The following is a 21,054-nucleotide window of genomic DNA, read 5'->3' as shown; positions in this document are numbered from 1 at the left end:
TGTGATATTCCACGGCCGCCGCCGTCACGGACGCCTCTGCTCCTGAGCGGAATCCTGCGGCGCCTGGATCACATCCCGCGCGATGTCCGCCACAACGGGCACGATCATGGGCTTGCGGTGAAGCTGACGCGCCACCCAGCTTCCGAGCGTGCGCCGCATAAGCTGCTGCAGTCTGGCCGGATCCTTGGTGCCCTGAAGCATGGCATCCTCAAGCTCTCCGACGATCTGGCGACGGACGTTGTTGAACTCGCTCTCATCCTCGGCCACTGCGTTGAGATAGATCTTCGGTCCCGACACCACCTCGGACGTCTCGCTGTCGACGACCACGAAACTGGACACGAATCCTTCGGTCCCGAGAATCCTGCGCTTCTCAAGCTCGTCATCGGTGAGCTCGCCGACCGAATCGCCGTCCACATAGACGTACGCGCACGGAACGGATCCGACAATCGCGGCCTTGCCGTGATAGAGATCGACGACATCTCCATCCTCGGCCAGAACGACGTTCTGTGGGTCGAGCCCGGTTTTGACGGCGATCAGACCGTTGGCCACCAGATGGCGGTTCTCTCCGTGGATGGGCATCGCGCACTTGGGCTTGATGATGTTGTACAGGTAGAGGAGTTCGCCCTCATCGGCATGGCCGGACACGTGGATGGCCGCGTTGTCCCGGTTGATGACGCGCGCCCCCAGCTGGATCAGCTTGTTGATGATCTTGTACACACCATGCTCGTTGCCTGGAATCAGGGAGCTCGCGAGAATAACCGTGTCGAACTCGTTGATGGTGATGTCGCGGTGGTTGCCATCCGCGATGCGGCCCAACGCCGCCATCGGCTCACCCTGGGATCCCGTGCACATGTACACAAGCTTGTCGTCCTGAATGTCGTGGGACTTCTTCAGGTCGACGACGGTTCCCTCGGGGATGTGCAGATAACCCAGATCCGAGGCGATGGCCATGTTGCGGACCATCGAACGCCCGACGAACACCACCTTGCGGCCGTATTTGTGCGCGGTGTCCACCACCTGCTGCACACGATGGACGTGGCTGGAGAAGCTGGCCACGATGATCTTGCGGTTGGCCTCGGCGAAGGCGCGGTCGAGCGCCGGCCCGATGGAGACCTCCGGCTTGACGAATCCCGGCACCTCCGCGTTCGTGGAATCCATCATGAGCAGGTCGATTCCCTGTTCGCCCAGCTTGCCGAACTCCACCAGATCGGTGATTCGCTTGTCCAGAGGAAGCTGGTCAAGCTTGATGTCGCCCGTGTCGATCAGAGATCCGGCCGGCGTCTTCACGCATACGGCCAGCGCGTCCGGAATAGAGTGGGTGACGGCCACGAACTCAAGCATGAAGGGACCGACCTTGAGCTTGTCCCTACCGTTGACCTCGACGGTTGTGGGATTGAGATGGTGCTCATCGCATTTGGCTTTTACGAAGGCCAATGTGAGCTTGGATCCGATCAGGGGGATGTCCGGCCGCATCTTGAGCAAGAATGGAACTCCGCCGATATGGTCCTCATGACCATGGGTGAGGACAAGAGCCTCGACCTGATCGAGCCTGTCCTTGATATACGAGAAGTCGGGCAGGATGAGATCGACACCCGGCTGCTCCTCGGCGGGGAACAGCACTCCGCAGTCGATGAGGAGCAGGTGACCGTTGTACTCGATCACATTCATATTGCGCCCGATCTCGCCCAATCCTCCGAGCGGAACGATGCGCATGGACCCCTTGCGGTACTTCGGAGGGGCTATCAGCGTCCCCTGCTGGGGCGAGGTGGCGCGTGGCCTGGCCGACCTGCGGGAGCCGTTGCGTCCTCCCTTTGCCGTCCGCGAGGGGCGCTGCCCGTCGGATGACTTGCTCTGACGGCTGCGGTGGTTTGTTGTGGTGTTGTTTTCTGTTGACATATCCTTCTTGGATTTCTGTTATTTGGTGTCCGCGCCTATGCGCGGACGAGGAATCATCGTCGTCACAGCAGACCCGCGTCGCGCATGCCCTGACGGGCGCGATCGAGTTCGGCCTGCGTTGGACCGACATTGGGAAGGCGCATGGTGGTGTCGTCCAACGCACCCGCAACCTTGAGCGCGGCCTTAGCCATAACCGCTTGGAACCCGTTTCCATTCAACGCCTCGACCAGCGGCGCGAGTTGCACCGACAAGGCCTGCGCCGTATGGATGTCCCCGGAGTCGAATGCATCGGCAAGACGACGCATGGGCGCCGCCGCGACATGTGCGATCACCGAGATGATGCCCACGGCGCCTATCGACAGGAACGGAAGGAACAGTCCGTCATCCCCGGAATACCAAGTCAGTCCCGTCTCGATGCGCTTGCGAACCGCCCCGGCGATGTCCCCCGTGGCATCCTTGACGGCCTTGACATGGCTCAGCTCAGCCAGCCGACGGTATGTCTCCAGCTGTATGCGCACGCCGGTTCGACCGGGGACGTCGTAGACGATGATGGGCTTGTCCGTGGCGTCATTGACGGCCTGGTAATGCCGGTAGATGCCTTCCTGCGAGGGCCGGGAATAGTACGGCGCGACGATGAGGACCGCATCCGCCCCAGCCTCCTGGGTGAGCTCCGTCATCCTCACCGTGTGAACGGTGTCGTTCGACCCGGCACCGGATATGACCGGAACGTCCACCGCGGCCTTGACCACGCGCACCAGCTCGACCTTCTCGTCCATGTGGGTCACGGGAGACTCACCGGTGGTGCCATTGACGACGAGTCCGTCGGCACCCTCCGAAACCAGCCGGGACGCAAGACGCCCCGCCGCGTCGAAATCGACATGTCCATCCGATGTCATTGGCGTGACCATTGCGGGAAGAACCCGCCCAAAGGGCGCGGGATCGAGGAGATGCATGGTGCTCATGCCCTCCACGCTACTTCCCGGCCGGGACTCGGGACGGCCGATGTCCACGATCGCCGCGGCCCGCACCAACCATTCCGGAATCGAGATCCGCGGCGGGGGCGAGCCCCAGAATCGTGAGAACCGTCATGGCCTCCTCTTCGGGATCCATCCCCCTTCCCACATCGATGTCGACATGTCGCTCATCATCCTGGGGCGGTTCGAAATCGGTCAACTGGGAATCCAGCATATCCACCTTCATAAAGTGGCCGGTCCGGCCCGCAAGGCGATTCCGCAGCGCGTCCCTTGATCCATTCAGGCACACGAACACGGTGCCGGAACGGCGAAGCACATCCCTGTACGACTTTTTCAACGCGGAGCAGGACACGACGACGGACTCGCCACGCGCCGCGGACGCATCCATCCATCCGGCTATGGATCTGAGCCAGCCCCATCTATCAGCGTCGACCAGGGGCACACCCGATGCCATCTTGCGGATGTTGTCCGTCGGATGAAAATCATCCCCCTCGGCGTAGGGCCAATCGAGAATCGTCGACAGCTCGCGGGCAAGAACGGTTTTCCCAGACCCGGAAACCCCCATCACAACAATGGCCATCGGCGGATCGACCGAGCTCTCCCCCTCGTCATCGTCCCCCTCGCCATCGGCGGAACCACTCTGATTCGGATTCATTCGTTGCGTGTCGAAAGACATCGCCCCTCCCCCACAAGGATGTCCCAGCGGAACACGCATCGACGGCATCCGTACCGCGGCCCTGATGATTCCATGCCCACACCCCCAAGAAGCGTGAGCGGCCAGAATCGTTCCCCGATAAGCGTTGGTATCAATACGCCTGACATGTTCCAATTTATAATTATTTACGCACGACATAAAAATTATACGTCATACACCAGCGCCCCGCAACAAAGTGTCCAAATTTCTTCATTACGCATGACATATCTATGGAGAGGTGCAATAATATTCCACATGCCAGAAGCACAGCCAAAAATCGACATAGACATACAAGAAGACGCAATGACAACTCTGCATGACCGACTACTCGATTATTGGGGTCTTTCCGTGGTGAGCGGAGAGACGGCCACCGGCACCCGGCTTCCCCAACCGAATGTGGCGCCCACTCCATCACGCACCGTCACCCGTGAGGTGACACGCGTTCTGGAAACGATGGGACTGGTCACAGTGAAGCGCAAAGCCGGTGCCACGGCGAACCCACGCACCAGCTGGAACCCCTACGACCCACAGGTCATCGAGTGGCGACTGCGCAGCGGCGAACGGGACGCCGCACTCAGAGAGCTGACGGAGCTGAGAACCGCCGTCGAGCCCATCGCGGCACGTCTCGCCGCATCCCGCTCAACACCCGAGCAGTGGGCGACACTCACCGAAGCCGCGATCAACATGGTCGCCCATTCCGACGACGCATCGGGAGAGGAGTACCTTAACGCCGACATACAGTTCCACAAGACGCTTTTGATCGCCTCCGGAAACTGCATGCTCGCCGCTCTGGGAAACGTCATAGCATCCATGCTCACAGGACGGACGCACCACAATCTGATGCCGGCGGCGGCCAATGCGGCCGCGTTGCGACTGCACGGAGACGTCGCGGCGTTCATCCGCAAACGCGACGGCAACGCCGCCGAGGACGCCATGCGATCGATTATCAGCGAGGCCGGCAACGCGATCGCCGCACAGCCCGAGGAGAACGCCGCTCCCCGCGAGTGATTTGACCGGTTGACATCAACCATCATGCCGTTCGGCCGTTCACGGAAAATCCAATCCGCGAACGGCCGAACGGTATCAACTGGCGATTCGGCCAAGCCAGCCAATCCGACTAATCCAGCAGGGCGCCCAATCCCACCGTCAACCCAGGCCGATTGCCCGATGCGGCGCTACGCACCGCCATAAGGACGCCCGGCATGAACGACGACCTATCAAAGCTGTCGGCGCGAAGCATAAGCTGCTCCCCCTGGTTTCCAAGAAGCACCTCCTCATGGGCGTTGAGACCGCGAAGACGCACCGCGTGGACGTGCACTCCGTCGATCACCTGGCCCCGGGATTCGGCTTGGCCTGTGGTAGCGTCCGGCATCGGCCCCAGACCCGCGTCGGCGCGCGCCTGCGCCACCACATGGGCTGTGTGCAGAGCAGTTCCCGACGGGGCATCCACCTTATCGGGGTGGTGCATCTCCACTATCTCCGCCGATTCGAAATATCTGGCCGCCTGAGCCGCGAACCTCTCCATCAGGACCGCGGAAAGAGCGTAGTTCGGCGCGATGACCACACTCTGGCCGGTGTGGTCCGACGACCCCAATGCCCCACGCACCGCATCCAGCCCATCCTCATCCCAGCCGGTGGTGCCGACCACAACGTTCACCCCGGACTTGATCAGACCCAGCACGTTCTTTCTGGAGGCCGATGGAACGGTGAACTCCACCGCGACGTCGGTGTTGTCCGCGGTGATGGAGGCGAGATCCCCTCCGGCATCCACCGACTGCGACAACGTCATATCCCCGGCACGTCCGACGGCATCCACAACAGTGGACCCCATCCGCCCCCGCGCTCCCACTATCGACACTCTAATCATCCTCAACCACCTTTCCATACCTTCCACATTTCCGCGCAAACCATCGCCGACATTCCGACGGACCGCCGCTACTCCAGAGACCCCACACATAGGAACAACTCCTCGGACGGCCGCGTCTTCCCCGGAACGTCACGCCTAGCCATCGCCTGAAGCGTGGGAGAGGATGGGCGCAGCGAGAGCTCAGACACACGGCGCAGTCCCTGATGATCATAGAATCCCATATCGCAGGAGGTATCAGTATGAAGGAAGAACGTCTTCACGTCGTTGGCTCGGAAATATTCCAAGGCCCCGCCCCACAGCGATCTCCCCACGCCATGTCCCCTCGCTTTGGGCGACACCAGAAAGAGCTCGACCTCCGCCACCTTGCCGGAAAGAAGATCAGAGGCGCGCTCTATCTCCTTATCGAGGGAATGCCAACGGCGGGCCTTGGCAAGCTCCGTCTTCGCCGCGGCGCTGGATGCCTCCAAAGCCGCATCCGTACGCTCCATCCGCGCGGGAACCCATTCGTATATGGGTGGATTTCCCGCGATTCTCGTAACGATCACCCCCACGATCGCACCATCGAGAACGGCCACATCGGCCCGTGTCGCATCGCGCAGAAAATGGAAAACAAAATGTCTAGACAACGCCAGCGACTCCCCAGGGCTTAAGCGTGACGTCGCCCCTCCCCACGTCTCATTAAACTCATCCACAACCGCATCAACATCACTGCCCTCAAAAGACCGGATCTGCACATCAGCTCCGCCCGCCATACAACCACTCCTCACATCCCAACCGCCTCAGAAACCGACGGCGTCATCATTCTCGGAACACCACATACGGCACTCCCCTCGTGGACCATACCACGCACCCCCAGCAGAATATCTAGCAACATGAGGGATTTTGCCATAGACGGCGTCCTTTCCCAGCATGCAACCACATCGGGAAAAACCGCAAGATTTGACGACCAGATCTATTATTGTCGATGTAATATATGATAGGCTGATATGTTCCGGCGACCGATGAAGGCCGCCCGAGAGCAACGCTCTTTGTCACAAACAACTGTCACACAGCGCTCGAAAGGCCAGAGGCACGCATCATGGTTGATTATGATCTCGCAGTCAAGGCTGTCCAAAACCCCGACGCAGACCCCGTCCTCCTCGCGAGAATCGCCTACGAAAACCCTGAGTTCGGCGCCAATGTCGCCGCCAACGCACGCGCCTACCCGGGACTCATCCACTGGCTCTCGCAGTTCGGCGACGAAAGAGCCCGCCGGTATATCCGCCAGCGGAATCTCGACACACTTCCCGGCGACAGCCATCAACGCACCGCTGTCGACGAACGCAAGACGCCGCGGCACAACACGACGCATGGATCGGCGGGGTGGGAGACCTACCCCGAGCACCGCCCGCATGCTCTGGCACATCAGACAACAGCTGGAATATTCCCGGCCACGTCCTCCGACGATTCCGCGTCTTTACCAGCAGCATCGCAGCCAGCAGCATCGCAGCCAGCCGATTGGAAACCGAGCTCCGCGACACCCGTGGCGACAAATTCATACGGATTCACCGCCGAACAAGCCTTAGATCCCAACACCGATCCGATGACGATCGCCCAAATCGCCGAATACGCACCTGAGCTGCGGGCGTGCCTGGCCCGCAACCCCAGCACATACCCGGAACTCGTGGAATGGTTGGCGAACCTTCACGATCCGCATATCGACGCGGCCCTCGCGACGCGCGCCTGATCACCCACGCCGATCATCGGAGACGTCAAACTCGAAAAGCTGATCGCCTATACGAACGACACACGGGCAGGGCAGACGCACGGGCGCGTCCCCCTCCACGCGCGTCTCCACTCCATCAACCACGATAACCGTGCCATTCAGCGAGCCATAGTCCTCGATCCACGGGTTTCCGGCATCGTCGAATCCGATGGCGGCGTGATTACGGGAAATCGTTCGTGTGGGATCCTCAAGACGGACCGACGCGCAACCCGCCGGAACCATCGCGGAGGGCTTCCTTCCAACAAGCGTGGCCGTCGACAGCGACACCCGCTGACCCGTCAAAGGATTATGCAGACGATACACGGGATGGGACACTCCGGGTCTGGTGAACGTCGGCGCCAGAACGGTCCCGCCCCAATCTTCCAGATCATCACGGAAATCGTCGTATAGCCGCGACGCTTTCGCCGATGTGTTCGGCGCATCCGCGAAATCGTCCATCGTCTCATCATCAACGCTCACCGAAACGGCGTCATCGCCGCCATCGCGCTCCCCCGCCGCGACACGGTCCTGGGGGTACCATCCCCACTCCGGCGGTGGGGGATAGGGCAGTTGTCCACTCATATTCCCAGTCATAGCACATGCGATAGGGACAGACATCACTTCGACGGACTCCGATGGCGTGTCCGAAGAATATCTCGCATCGTTCCCCGTGGACATCGTTCCCATGGCTTGCGCGAAGACCATCCCTCCCTGCCGACAACCGACTGCGCGACAACAACAATGCCTCGGCAACGAGGCTCCATGAACAAATGGTGGCCGCGGAGCCATCCATGACCCCACGACCACCATCAGCATGCGCGTGGCACCTCATCCAACCCTCATCCGACCCTCATCCGACCCATCGCATCCGATGGTCCGCGAATCCGGTGTCGAACGGTTTCCTCACGCCGGGAACCCTCGGATATCAGACGATCTCTCCCTGTCCCCCCTGATCGTTGAGGAAATCATCGGGATTGTCCTCGTCGCCGGGAGCATAGTCGCTGAAATCGATGTTGGAGAGATCCACATCACCTGTATCGGTTCCGTCAAACCCAGAAATCGCGTCCCCGCCATCTCCCAGACCGAAGTTCGGGTAGATGCTGTCACGAATCGCCTTGTCGGGCTCCACAACAGCGTTGCGGTACCGAGCCAATCCCGTGCCGGCGGGAATGAGCTTGCCGATGATGACGTTCTCCTTGAGTCCCTTGAGATCGTCGTCGCGCTGGTTGAGCGCCGCGTCGGTGAGCACGCGGGTCGTCTCCTGGAAGGATGCCGCCGACAGCCAGGAATCGGTCGAGAGGGAGGCCTTGGTGATTCCCATGAGAACCGGACGTCCGGTCGCGGGCTGTCCGCCCTTCTCGATCACGGCGCGGTTGGTCGCACGGTACTTCGCGCGATCGACGAGCTCCCCCGGAAGAAGGTTGGTGTCTCCGGCGTCGTTGACCGTCACGCGGCGCAGCATCTGCCGCACGATGACCTCGATGTGCTTGTCGTGGATATCCACACCCTGCGAACGGTACACGTTGTGCACCTCGGTGACAATGTTGATCTCGGCGGCGCGGATGCCCTGAACTCGAAGAATCTTCTTCGGATCCACGGAACCCTCGATGAGCTGCGTTCCACTGGTGACGTGGCTTCCGTCCTTGACGAGCATCGGCGCGCGGCGGGTGACCTTGAACACAGTCTCCGCGTTGCGCTCGTCGTCCGGCAGAACCGTGATGGTACGACCGCGATCCGAGTCCTCGACCTTGACCGTGCCATCGAACTCTGCAAAGGGAGCCTCGCCCTTCGGGGTGCGCGCCTCGAAAAGCTCCGTCACACGGGGAAGACCCTGGGTGATATCGGAGGCCGAAGCGACGCCGCCCGAATGGAAGGAACGCAAAGTCAGCTGGGTTCCAGGCTCGCCGATCGACTGCGCCGCGACGATTCCGACCGCCTCGCCAACATCCACCAGACGATTGGTGGCCAGCGACCATCCATAGCACTTCGCGCACACGCCGCGAGTCGACTCGCAGGTAAGCACCGAACGGGCGCAGACCTTCTCGACGCCGTGGGCGACCATATCCTTGAGGACATCCATGGACAACGCGTCGCCGGCCTTGTACAGGACGGTCTTCCCGTCGGACGGATCAAGAACGTCCTGCGCGAGCAGACGGGAGTAAGGACCACCATCGGCGGCCTTGACGAGCACAAGATTCCCGTCCTCGTCGCGGTCCGCGACCGGCATCCACAATCCCTGCGTCGTCCCACAGTCCTCCTCGCGAACGATGACCTCCTGGGCCACGTCCACAAGACGCCGGGTCAGATACCCCGACTCCGCGGTTCGAAGGGCGGTGTCGGCCAAGCCCTTGCGCGCGCCGTGCTGGGAGATGAAGTACTCCAGCACGGACAGACCGTCACGATAGTTGGACTTCACCGGTCGGGGGATGATCTCACCCTTGGGGTTGGCCACCAGTCCGCGCATTCCGGCGATCTGGCGGATCTGCATCCAGTTTCCACGCGCTCCCGACTGAACCATGATGTTCACGTTGTTGTCATCATGGAAGTTCTCGCGCATGGCGTCCGCGACCTTGTCGGTGCACTCCGTCCACAGATTGATGAGCTCCTGGCGGCGCTCCTCGTCCGTGAGCATACCCATGTCGTACCGGGTGTTGACCTCGGCGGCCTGATCCTCGTATCCGGCGATGATCTCCTTGCGGTTCGGAGGAGCGACGATGTCCGAGAAGGCCATCGTCACGCCGGACCACGGAGCGCGGGTGAAGCCCAGATCCTTAAGCGCGTCCAGAGTCGCGGCGACCTGCGCGACCGAATACCTGGCGGCGATGTCGTCGACGATCTTGGACAGACGACCCTTGGCCACCTGATCGTTGATGAACGGATAGTCGGTGGGGAGAGTGCCGTTGAACAGCATCCGGCCATACGACGTGCCGAACAGAACAGACCCGTCGGTGAGCCTCTCCTCCTTCACCACATCGGGACTTCCCGGCTCGGGGTCGACGACCTTGAGCTCTCCCGGCTCCCAACCGGTGGGAAGGATGAAGTCCTCGGGCAGACGCAGCAGGACCTTGGACTGCATGTCGATCTCATGACGGTCCAAAGCCATGGCGGCCTCGGCCATCGAGGAGAACACGCGGCCCTGTCCCTTGCTGCCGTCCACGACGGTGGTCAGATAGTACAGACCAAGGATCATGTCCTGGGAAGGCATGGTGACGGTGTGGCCGTCTGCGGGCTTGAGGATGTTGTCGGACGCCATCATAAGCGACCGGGCCTCGGCCTGGGCCTCGGCGCCGAGCGGGAGGTGCACGGCCATCTGGTCGCCATCGAAGTCGGCGTTGAAGGCGGCGCAGGCCAGCGGCGGAAGGTGGATTGCCTTGCCCTCGACCAGAATCGGCTCGAATGCCTGGATACCCAGACGATGCAGAGTCGGCGCGCGGTTGAGGAGGACCGGGTGCTCGGATATGACCTCCTCGAGCACGCCCCACACCACGGAATCGGCGCGATCGACCAGACGCTTCGCGCTCTTCATGTTCTGCGCGTAGTTGAGATCCACCAGCCTCTTGATGACGAAGGGCTTGAACAGCTCCAACGCCATGGGCTTCGGAAGGCCGCACTGGTGCATGCGCAGCGAGGGGCCAACCACGATGACCGAACGTCCCGAATAGTCGACGCGCTTGCCGAGCAGGTTCTGGCGGAAACGGCCCTGCTTGCCCTTCAGCATGTCGGACAGGGACTTCAGAGGACGGTTCGAAGCGCCCGTCACGGGACGGCCGCGGCGACCGTTGTCGAAAAGCGAGTCGACGGCCTCCTGAAGCATGCGCTTCTCGTTGTTGAGCATGATCTCGGGAGCTCCGAGCTCAATCAGCCTCTTCAGCCTGTTATTGCGGTTGATGACGCGACGGTAGAGGTCGTTGAGATCGGATGTCGCGAAACGGCCGCCGTCCAGCTGCACCATCGGGCGCAGATCAGGAGGGATGACCGGAACGACGTCAAGCACCATGGCCTCGGGCTTGTTTCCCGTGGTGAGGAAGGCGTTGATGACCTTCAGCCGCTTCAGGGCGCGCGTCTTGCGCTGGCCCGTTCCGCTGACGACCTCCTCGCGAAGCTTGTCGGACTCGGCCTGAAGATCGAAGTCCTGAAGCCTCTTCTTGATGGCCTCGGCGCCCATGCAGCCGTCGAAGTACTCGCCATACTTGTCCTTCATGTCGCGCCACTTGTCGACGTCGGACTCCATATCGCCCGGCTTGATCTCCTTGAAGCGGCTGAACACCGAGTTGACGTTCTCGACCTGATCGTCATAGCGCTGACGGATGGCCGCCATCTCACGCTCGGCTCCGTTACGGAGCTTCGACTTGACGCTGGCCTTCACCTCGCCCTCGGCTTCGAGCTGCGCGAGGTCCTCCTCGGACTTCTTCGCCCGAGCCTCGATCTCGACGTCGCGACGCTGGTTCAGCGCGGAAACCTCGCGCTCGTGCTCAGCCTCGAGATCGGGAAGGTCTGCCTGACGCTTCTTCTCATCGACCGAAGTGACCATATAAGCGGCGAAATAGATGACCTTCTCAAGGTCCTTCGGGGCGATGTCGAGAAGATATCCCAAACGGCTCGGAACGCCCTTGAAGAACCAGATGTGCGTCACCGGCGCGGCGAGCTCGATGTGGCCCATCCGCTCGCGACGGACACGGCTGCGGGTGACCTCCACGCCGCACCTCTCGCACACGATTCCCTTGAAGCGCACGCGCTTGTACTTGCCGCAGGCGCACTCCCAGTCACGTGTGGGCCCAAAGATCTGCTCGCCGAAAAGTCCATCCTTCTCGGGCTTCAATGTTCTGTAGTTGATCGTCTCGGGCTTCTTGACCTCGCCAAAACTCCAGTTACGGATATCCTCGGCGGTCGCCAGTCCGATCCTCAATTTGTCAAATGCGTTGACGTCCAGCACTCTGCATGTCCTGTCTGTGAAAATTTAGTGATCACGGAAATGGATTCGGTCATCTCATCCGGCGTGGCGGGGACTCGGCTCCGCCACGCCGGGAGACTCAGCGGTACTCCGGTTGGTCCACCACCTGGTCCTCCTTGGCGGCGGCGTCGGGGCGCGCCCCGATATTGAAGCCAAGATCGTTCGAGGAAGATGTGGGGTCGTCGTCGTCGGCCTTCATGTCGATAACACTGCCGTCCGCGCTCAGAACCTCGACGTTCAACGACAGGGACTGCATCTCCTTGAGCAGCACCTTGAATGACTCGGGGATTCCCGCCGGCGGCAGGTTCTCGCCCTTGACGATCGCACCGTAGGCCCGCACGCGCCCATCGACGTCATCGGACTTGGTGGTCATCATCTCGTGAAGCGTGTAGGCGGCTCCGTAGGCCTCAAGGGCCCACACCTCCATCTCGCCGAATCGCTGGCCGCCGAACTGGGCCTTCCCGCCCAGCGGCTGCTGAGTGATCATCGAGTATGGACCCGTGGAGCGCGCATGGATCTTGTCGTCCACCAGATGGTGGAGCTTGAGCATGTACATGTATCCCACGGATATCGGCTTGGGGAACGGCTCTCCGGTCCGGCCGTCGAACAGTCTCGCCTTGCCGTTCTCACCGATAAGCTTGTTGCCGTCACGGTCGGGCAGGGTGTTCTTGAGCAGTCCGCTGAGGACATCGGGACGCACGCCGTCGAAAACCGGAGTCGCGACCGGTGTTCCCGGCTCGCCCTTCTCGGCTCCCTTGGGAACGTACTTCTTCCACTCGGCCTCGAGATCGGGATCCAGACTAATGTCCCATCCCGCGTGGGCAACCCAGCCCAGATGCAGTTCCAGCACCTGTCCCAGGTTCATTCGCGAGGGGACGCCCAGAGGGTTGAGCATGATGTCGATCGGCGTTCCGTCCTCGAGGAAAGGCATATCCTCCTCGGGAAGAATCCGCGAGATGACGCCCTTGTTGCCGTGGCGTCCGGAAAGCTTGTCTCCCTGAGTGATCTTGCGATGCTGCGCGATGTACACGCGGATCATCTGGTTCACGCCATTCGGCAGTTCGTCGCCATCCTCCTCGGCGTCCTCACGGGTGATCTCCTTGACGGAGATGACCGTTCCGGTCTCGCCATGGGGAACACGCAGCGAGGTGTCGCGAACCTCACGGCTCTTCTCGCCGAAGATCGCGCGGAGCAGACGCTCCTCGGGGGTCAGCTCGGTCTCGCCTTTGGGTGTGACCTTGCCGACGAGTATGTCACCGGCCTCGACCTCGGCTCCGATTCGGATGATGCCGCGCTCGTCGAGATTCGCCACCGCGTCCTCGCCGACGTTGGGAAGATCACGGGTGATCTCCTCGGCGCCCAGCTTGGTATCGCGCGCGTCGATCTCATACTCCTCGATGTGGATGGACGACAGGGTGTCATCCTGCACAAGGCGCTGCGAGATGATGACCGCATCCTCGTAGTTGTATCCGTTCCACGGCATGAAGGCGACCAGCAGATTCTTGCCGAGCGCCATCTCGCCCTTCTCGGTGGCGGGGCCGTCGGCCAAGACCGTTCCGGCCTCGACGCGCTCCCCATCCTTGATCAGCGGCACCTGGTTGTAGCAGGTCGTCTGGTTCGAACGCTGGCACGTGGACAGACGATAGCTGGACTGCGTTCCGTCGTCATTCATCACGCGGATGATGTCGCCGGACACATAGGTGACGACACCAGGCTTCTGAGCGAGGATAACGTCGCCGGAGTCCACGGCCGAGCGCCATTCGGAGCCGGTGCCCACCAGCGGGCGCTCGGACTTGACCAGCGGAACCGCCTGACGCTGCATGTTGGTTCCCATCAGCGCGCGGTGCCCCTCATCGTGTTCGAGGAACGGAATAAGCGACGCGCCCACCGACACCATCTGGCGTGGAGAGACATCCATGAAGTCGACCTGGTCGACGGGGACGTCCTCCGCCTCACCGGCCGCGTCACGCACCAGGGCCTCTTTGGAGACGAAGTCGTTGTTCTCGTCCAACTCCTGGTTGGCCTGCGCGATGACGTGCTCGGCCTCCTGATCGGCGGTCATGTACACGACATCATCCGTGACATGCCCCTTCTCGACCTTGCGGTACGGAGTCTCGATGAATCCGAAGGGATTGATCCTGCCGAAGGTGGCCAAGGAGCCGATGAGTCCGATGTTCGGGCCTTCAGGGGACTCGATCGGGCACATACGGCCGAAGTGGGACGGGTGTACGTCGCGGACCTCCATGGAAGCGCGGTCGCGCGACAGGCCACCGGGACCCAACGCGGACAGACGACGCTTGTTGGTCACGCCCGCGAGCGGGTTGTTCTGGTCCATGAACTGGCTGAGCTGGGACGTTCCGAAGAACTCCTTGATAGTCGCGTTCACAGGCCGGATGTTGATCAGGGACTGCGGCGTGATGGCCTCGGCGTCCTGGGTCGTCATGCGCTCACGCACAACGCGCTCCATACGGCTCAGACCGGTGCGGAGCTGGTTCTGAATAAGCTCGCCCACCTGACGGATGCGGCGGTTGCCGAAATGGTCGATGTCGTCGACATCCACCCGAAGCTCCACGTCCTTGCCGTCACGACGGCCCGGGAACGTGCTTTCGCCGCTGTGAAGCGATACCAGGTACTTGATGGTGGCGACGATGTCGGTGCGGCTGAGGCTGCGGTCCTCGTAATCGGTCTCCAAGCCAAGCTTGCGGTTGATCTTGTAGCGGCCGACGCGGGCGAGATCGTAGCGCTTGGTGTTGAAATAGAACGAATCGAGGAGGTTACGGCCCGCCTCCGCGCTGGTCGAGTCCGCGGGACGGATCTTCTTATAAAGATCCGCGAGCGCCTCATCCTGCGTGTTGATGCCCGTCTCCTTGGACAGCGCGTCGAGGACCAGCGGATACCCCTTGAACGCCTCGGCGATCTCATCCTTCGTCATGCCGATGGCCATGAGGAAGACGATGGCGGACTGCTTACGCTTGCGGTCGACGCGGACGCCAAGAACGTCACGCTTGTCGATCTCGAACTCCAGCCATGCTCCACGGCTGGGGATGATCTTCGCGCCGAAGACCTCCTTGTCGGACGTGCGGTCGGAGGTGCGGTCGAAGTACACGCCCGGGGACCGGACGAGCTGCGACACGATAACCCTCTCGGTGCCTCCGATGATGAAGGTTCCATGCGGCGTCTGCAGCGGGAAGTCGCCCATGAACACGGTCTGGCTTTTGATCTCGCCAGTGTCGCCGTTCTCGAACTCGGCGTTCACGTACAGCGGCGCGGAGTAGGTGTAATCCTTCTCCTTGCACTCCTGAACCGTGTGACGCGGCTCCTCGAAGTATGGATCGGAGAAGGTCAGGCTCATGGTCTGCGCGAAGTTCTCAATCGGGGAAATCTCCTGGAAGACCTCCTCCAAACCCGACGCGTGGGGGACGGTGTGGGTCCCGTTCTTCTTGTCCTCGGCGACCCTCGCCTTCCAGCGGTCGTTGCCGATGAGCCAATCGAAGCTATCGGTCTGGACCCCCAACAGGTAGGGGACATCGATGGGTTCCCTGATGGAACCGAAATTGACGCGGTCCGACGCCTTATGCAAGGCGATGTCGTGCTCGTCGGCCCGTGCGGTGGTGGTGGTACTCGTCTCAGCCTTAGTGGCAGCCAATGGACGTTCCTTATCGCTCGGTTGTTATTCGATACCAATCCCTAGGAAAACAGTCCGCGACCGACGACCGCCATATGCCGTTCGGGCGGGCACTGAATCCCTCAGCATGCCCGCAATATGACATACCTCATGCAAAGTCACGATTCTAGCACGTACTGAAAGAAATGCAACCGCTCCATGACGGTTAATCGAGGGCGTAAAGGATGACCCGCGAATCGGCATCCCGGCGGTGCTTCCGGCGGTGCTTCAGACCACTACTTCCAGCTCTTACGCATGGTCGCTGCAGACATTCTCTGAACGACGACAATCGCTGCGGTCGGTCACTGAACGACGACGGTCACCGGATCGCTCGCCACACCGGAGTCCTCCTTCATCGCCACCTTCGCGACATACGTCCCCCTGCTCACACGTGGAAGATCATCATCGTCGACGCACGTGGACCCCGTCCGATCCGCGTTCCATGTGATCGTCAGACTGGTTTTGTCACCCGTCGCCAGCAGCAGATAATTCGAATCGGACTCGCACGACGCGGACGTCCACACGACATCGTTCCCCGACGTGATCGTTAGGACCTGGGATGACGCGGACATGTCGATCAGACAATTTCTGGACCCCTTGTGCGTGGCCGACACGACAAAATCCACCGAACCTCCCACCGACAACGTCTGGGACTTCGCGGTGAGCGACAAGGACACATCGCTCGATCCACAGTCCACCGCGGATGCGGACGCGCTCGGAGTGGGAACCGCCGACCTCGACACGGACACATCGGTGCCCTTGATAAGACCCACGACAGCGGCGATACCCCTCGCCCAGCTGACCACACTGAAAACGACCACGGCAAGAACCGTCGCCACGGCCAGACCGGCGACGATTCGGCGGCGCAGATACACTCGACGCCTACGCGCCTTTCGGGCGGCTGCAGATGACAAGGGCTTTCTGGTCGGCATGCCTTCGAGTCTAGGCCATGCCTACCCCCCGTTACCCCTGTTCCACAATCCGATATCCCCGTTCCACGATCCGATCCGACATTGTTCCTTCCCTCGCGTGCAGGCACGTCATTCACGAGGAAGGCGTATCGCGCCGTCCTCAAGGATCTCGATCAATCCATCCTCGTCTAGCGAGGCCACGCATGCGTCCACTTGAGCGGAGTCGCCCCACAACGATCGAACAACGGAACGCGGCATTGATTCCCCATCCCCGGAACGTCCGGCATTCTTCGCCATTCCCCTCAACGCGTTGAGGATAAGCCCTCGAACCTGTCTATCCGTCCCCTGGAAACGCTGCCGAGGCCTCGTCCTACGCTCCCCCAGACCCGGTCGTCCCGCGGCGAGGAACGCGCACGACGACGACACAGGACAATCCGCGCAATTCGGCGTGCGCGCCGTGCACACAACCGCTCCAAGCTCCATAACCGCCTGGTTCCATACGACACTGTCATCCGGATCGTCCGGAAGCATCACCTCTGCCAGCTCCCGGTCACGGGCCGTGGCCGACCCTCCGACCGATTCGACGCCATCAACGACCCTCGAAAGGACACGACGGATGTTCGTGTCCTTCACGGCAACCCGTCGACCATACGCGAAGCTCACCACAGCGGACGCCGTGTAATCGCCAATTCCCGGCAGCGAGAGGAGATCGTCATAGTCGTCCGGAACCGCGCCACCGAATCGTTCGCAGATCCGCGCCGCGCATTCACGCAGGCGAATCGCACGGCGCGGATATCCCAATCGCCCCCATGCGGTGATCACATCCGCCACAGGAGCCGCGGCCAACGCCTCCGGGTCCGGCCACATGCGCATCCATTCAATCCAATAAGGAGCCACGCGACTCATCGGGGTTTGTTGGCTCATCACCTCCGAAAGGAGAACCCCCCACGGAGTCGTGCGGCCGAAGCGCCAGGGAAGGTCACGGGCGCTCACATCCCACCATTCCCTAAGCGCGGCAAACAGACATGGCCGAAGACCCATCATGACGCGGGTCGAAGGAGCATCCCATCCGGGTGTGGACGCCATCGGCACCGTTGTGGATGTGTCGGAATCGTCATTGTGGCGTCGCTCATCGTGGCGTCGCGGGGAGTAAGGCACCCCACTATTGTGCGCCATCACGCGACATGGCCGGAAACACGTCACTCGTTGGGCGGAAATTCTCTTCGCTGGGCGGGAGTGTCGACCATCAACTTTCCCAGGCAGGCGGAATACCGCCAATGCGCATCACTGGCTATGCGATGCCCCCGCCCAACGAACGCGAAATCCGCCCAACGAACGCCACAATCACTGGCATTTCTCCCGCAACACCACAAAAGACCCCGGGTATGGCGGCAATTATGCTCGAATCCCGGACAGGTCCGCAGAGCGACAGGCGCGCCCCACAGGTGAGAGACCATGAGAGCAAGCCAGACAACTCACACTTGCGGCAGCCAAACGCATGCCGCGGCACGAAAACAAGAAGGAACACCCATGACGGATGGCAACACAACTGATGGGAACACAACCGCCAAGGCAGAAGACGCCGGTAACCGCGCAGACGGCGTGAATCGTCAGGCCGACCACCACCAGCCCGGTCACAGCGCGGTCGAATCCTCCGGCCAGAAGCGCCCTGTCCCCGAGGGGATGTACGAATACGGATACCGCAAATCCAACTACGGCCCCGATGAGCTGGTCACAGACAGCCACGGGAATCCCATCAGCGTCGTCGACGCCATGCTCAGCGCGGAGGATGCGGCACAGGCGGAAACTCAAACGCCGCACCTGTGTTATTACTCCCCACGCATTCCAGGAAACACCGGCTCCGCCATACGTCTTTGCGCGGTGACGGGAACGATTCTGCACCTGGTCGAGCCGCTCGGTTTCAACCTGCATGACACCAAGCTGCGACGCGCGGGCCTCGATTATCACGACATGGCGCATGTGGTACTCCACCCCGACTTCGACAATCTGGTGACGTCGATGCCGAACTCGCGCATCATCGCCTTCACCGCGAACGCCACAACCCTCTACACCGAAATCGATTACCGACCCACCGACATACTGCTGTTCGGCCCCGAACCCGGCGACATCCCCGATCCGATGGAGATCATGGCCGGACCTCATGTGTATACACAGGTCCGCCTTCCCATGCGCCCCAGCCTACGAAGCCTCAACCTGACCAACTGCGCTTCGATCGCGATCTACGAGGCCTGGCGGCAACTGGGATTCGCCGGCGGACGCTGAGAGCATCACCCCGCGGGACAGTGCAGGAACATCCGCACCAACACACTCAGCACCCCATATCCCAAGAAACCCACAGACAAGAAACCCACAAAATTTCAGGAATCTGAGGGTCTGGAACACCAGCCCCCACCCGCGCCTCCGAGCTACCCGGGCCGCAAAACAGAAGCACCACAAAAACAGAATCACAGGGAACCGGAAAGGGAACCAGGAACCGAAAACCTCAGTTCTTGAAGCTGTGGATCGGAGCGGGAATCCTTCCACCGCGCGTGACGAACGCCTCGCAGCTGGTCTGGTTGACGGGGATGATCGGCGCATGGCCCATCAGTCCCCCGAACTCCGCCGAATCGCCCACGCCCTTGCCATAGACGGGAATCACACGCACCGCGGTGGTCTTCTGGTTGACCATGCCGATGGCGGCCTCGTCGGCGATGATGCCGGAAATGGTGGACGCGCTGGTCTCGCCTGGAATGGCGATCATATCCAGTCCGACCGAGCACACGCAGGTCATCGCTTCGAGCTTCTCGATGGTCAGGCATCCGGCGCTGGCCGCGTCGATCATCACCTGGTCCTCGGAGACGGGTATGAAGGCGCCGGACAGTCCGCCGACATAGGAGGACGCCATGATGCCGCCCTTCTTGACCTGATCGTTGAGCATCGCTAGGGCCGCGGTGGTTCCCGGGGCTCCGACCTGCGCAAGGCCGATCTTCTCGAGTACCTCGCCGACCGAATCCCCCTGCGCCGGAGTGGGGGCAAGGGACAGGTCGATGATGCCGAAGGGCATGCCGAGCCGCCTGGCCGCCTCCTGGGCGACGAGCTGGCCGACGCGGGTGATCTTGAAGGCGGTTCGTTTGATCGTCTCGCACAGGAATTCGAAATCGCGTCCCTTCGCGGCGTCCAGCGCACGCGAGACGACGCCGGGACCGGAGACCCCCACGTTGATGACGGCGTCGCCCTCGGTGACGCCATGGAAGCCGCCCGCCATGAAGGGGTTGTCGTCGGGCGCGTTGCAGAACGCCACGAACTTGACGCATCCATAGCTGTCATTGTCGCGCGTGGCGTAGGCGATGTCCTTCACGATATGTCCCAGAAGCTCGACGGAGTTCATGTCGATGCCGGTTTTGGTCGATCCCACGTTCACCGACGAGCATACGATGTCCGTTTCGGACAGCGCCTGCGGCAGCGAGCGGATCAGACGCTCCTCGGCGGGAGTCATCGCCTTCGACACCAGCGCCGAATAGCCGCCGATGAGATCGACGCCGACCTCCTTGGCCGCACGGTCCAGAGTGTGGGCGATGCGCACGAAATCCTCGGAGGACCGGCATGCTCCCGCGCCGACGAGTGACACCGGCGTCACGGTGATGCGCTTGTTGACGATCGGGATGCCGTACTCGCGCTCGATGGCCTCGCCCGTGGCGACCAGGTTGTGCGCCTTGTCGACGATTTTGCGATAGATGTTCGCACACACCGCGTCCACGGTGTCCGCGGCACAGTCAAGAAGGCTGATCCCCATCGTGATGGTGCGGACGTCAAGCCGCTCCTGCTCGATCATCTGGTTGGTCTCATGGACCTCCATGATATTCAGCATGATTGCCTCCCTGCGGCTCAGACGCGGTGCATGCGGGTGAAGATCTCCTCGCGCTGGCATCTGATGCGCACCCCGATGTCCTCGCCGATGGAGTCCAGTCCGCCGACGATCGCCGAGAACTCCTCATCGGCCCCGCCATAGTCCACGATCATCATCATGTTGAAGAACCCGTCGATGATCGTCTGCGAAATGTCAAGCACATTGACGTCATGCTCCGAAAGATACGTGCACACGCGTGCGATGATTCCGACGGTATCCTGACCCACAACGGTGATGATTGCCTTGTTCATGGAACTCCTGAGACGAGAATGCGCCGACAATCCTCACCGGCGCGCGGATTCGTGTCCAAGTATATGGATACGCCCGCACAAATCAGGCGTCCTGTCCATCAGGCCGATGTAACGCCGCCACGCAGAAGCACCTCCGACAACCCGGACACCACGCTTATCGGCATGTGTCCCGCATGCAGGTCGGCGCCGGCGCCA

15 protein-coding genes are annotated in these 21,054 nt (G+C 61.6%); 3 read left to right on the top strand and 12 right to left on the bottom strand.

Going from position 1 to position 21,054, the window contains the following annotated elements; translation table 11 throughout:
• Positions 1–24: 24 nt before the first annotated feature.
• From Q1X90_RS04740 to Q1X90_RS04730, 3 genes are all read right to left on the bottom strand, one after another.
• Complete coding sequence (locus Q1X90_RS04740) at positions 25–1,896, bottom strand: ribonuclease J (RefSeq protein ID WP_300767063.1); 1,872 nt, start codon at positions 1,894–1,896, stop codon at positions 25–27.
• Positions 1,897–1,958: 62 nt separating this feature from the next.
• Positions 1,959–2,858, bottom strand: coding sequence for a 4-hydroxy-tetrahydrodipicolinate synthase (dapA, locus tag Q1X90_RS04735; protein WP_300767061.1), 900 nt, complete (start codon positions 2,856–2,858; stop codon positions 1,959–1,961).
• A 10-nt stretch (positions 2,859–2,868) separates the two neighbouring features.
• Positions 2,869–3,546 carry a gluconokinase gene (locus Q1X90_RS04730; protein WP_300767059.1) on the bottom strand — a complete coding sequence of 226 codons (678 nt, stop codon included), beginning with the start codon at positions 3,544–3,546 and terminating at the stop codon, positions 2,869–2,871.
• Positions 3,547–3,867: 321 nt separating this feature from the next.
• Here Q1X90_RS04730 and Q1X90_RS04725 point away from each other — a divergent pair, with 321 nt between their 5' ends.
• Positions 3,868–4,572 (top strand): FCD domain-containing protein, encoded by a 705-nt coding sequence (locus Q1X90_RS04725; RefSeq protein WP_300767056.1) that lies wholly within the window; start codon positions 3,868–3,870, stop codon positions 4,570–4,572.
• Positions 4,573–4,681: 109 nt separating this feature from the next.
• On the opposite strand, the gene dapB is transcribed toward Q1X90_RS04725, so the two are convergent.
• Positions 4,682–5,431, bottom strand: a complete 750-nt coding sequence (dapB, locus tag Q1X90_RS04720; protein WP_300767054.1) for a 4-hydroxy-tetrahydrodipicolinate reductase — start codon at positions 5,429–5,431, stop codon at positions 4,682–4,684.
• A gap of 68 nt (positions 5,432–5,499) precedes the next feature.
• On the bottom strand, positions 5,500–6,183 hold the full coding sequence (locus tag Q1X90_RS04715) for a GNAT family N-acetyltransferase (protein ID WP_300767052.1): 684 nt from the start codon (positions 6,181–6,183) through the stop codon (positions 5,500–5,502).
• A 326-nt stretch (positions 6,184–6,509) separates the two neighbouring features.
• Here Q1X90_RS04715 and Q1X90_RS04710 point away from each other — a divergent pair, with 326 nt between their 5' ends.
• Positions 6,510–7,157, top strand: coding sequence for a hypothetical protein (locus Q1X90_RS04710; protein WP_300767050.1), 648 nt, complete (start codon positions 6,510–6,512; stop codon positions 7,155–7,157).
• Here the strand turns inward: Q1X90_RS04710 and Q1X90_RS04705 are convergent, their stop codons facing one another.
• The 5 genes from Q1X90_RS04705 to Q1X90_RS04685 form a co-directional block, all read right to left on the bottom strand.
• On the bottom strand, positions 7,158–7,757 hold the full coding sequence (locus Q1X90_RS04705; RefSeq protein ID WP_300767048.1) for an FHA domain-containing protein: 600 nt from the start codon (positions 7,755–7,757) through the stop codon (positions 7,158–7,160).
• A gap of 343 nt (positions 7,758–8,100) precedes the next feature.
• On the bottom strand, positions 8,101–12,108 hold the full coding sequence (locus tag Q1X90_RS04700) for a DNA-directed RNA polymerase subunit beta' (protein WP_300767046.1): 4,008 nt from the start codon (positions 12,106–12,108) through the stop codon (positions 8,101–8,103).
• A gap of 97 nt (positions 12,109–12,205) precedes the next feature.
• The gene (gene rpoB / locus Q1X90_RS04695; RefSeq protein WP_300767044.1) at positions 12,206–15,772 is read right to left on the bottom strand and encodes a DNA-directed RNA polymerase subunit beta; all 3,567 of its coding nucleotides are present in this window, start codon (positions 15,770–15,772) and stop codon (positions 12,206–12,208) included.
• Positions 15,773–16,092: 320 nt separating this feature from the next.
• Positions 16,093–16,722, bottom strand: coding sequence for a hypothetical protein (locus Q1X90_RS04690; protein ID WP_300767042.1), 630 nt, complete (start codon positions 16,720–16,722; stop codon positions 16,093–16,095).
• A gap of 108 nt (positions 16,723–16,830) precedes the next feature.
• Entirely contained in the window at positions 16,831–17,742 is a 912-nt protein-coding gene (locus Q1X90_RS04685; RefSeq protein WP_300767067.1) for an A/G-specific adenine glycosylase, read from the bottom strand.
• A gap of 642 nt (positions 17,743–18,384) precedes the next feature.
• On the opposite strand from Q1X90_RS04685, the gene Q1X90_RS04680 reads away from it, so the two are divergent.
• The gene (locus Q1X90_RS04680) at positions 18,385–18,984 is read left to right on the top strand and encodes a tRNA (cytidine(34)-2'-O)-methyltransferase (RefSeq protein WP_300767065.1); all 600 of its coding nucleotides are present in this window, start codon (positions 18,385–18,387) and stop codon (positions 18,982–18,984) included.
• Positions 18,985–19,204: 220 nt separating this feature from the next.
• Here the strand turns inward: Q1X90_RS04680 and Q1X90_RS04675 are convergent, their stop codons facing one another.
• Positions 19,205–20,569: a PFL family protein gene (locus Q1X90_RS04675; protein ID WP_300767040.1), complete on the bottom strand. Its 1,365-nt coding sequence runs from the start codon at positions 20,567–20,569 to the stop codon at positions 19,205–19,207.
• Positions 20,570–20,586: 17 nt separating this feature from the next.
• On the bottom strand, positions 20,587–20,859 hold the full coding sequence (locus Q1X90_RS04670; RefSeq protein WP_300767038.1) for an ACT domain-containing protein: 273 nt from the start codon (positions 20,857–20,859) through the stop codon (positions 20,587–20,589).
• Positions 20,860–21,054: the final 195 nt, after the last annotated feature.

This window comes from uncultured Bifidobacterium sp., from assembly GCF_949292005.1.
Classification (GTDB): Bacteria; Actinomycetota; Actinomycetes; order Actinomycetales; family Bifidobacteriaceae; genus Bifidobacterium.
Note: the sequence above shows the minus strand (reverse complement) of the source record. Positions and strands in the feature narration are given on the sequence as shown.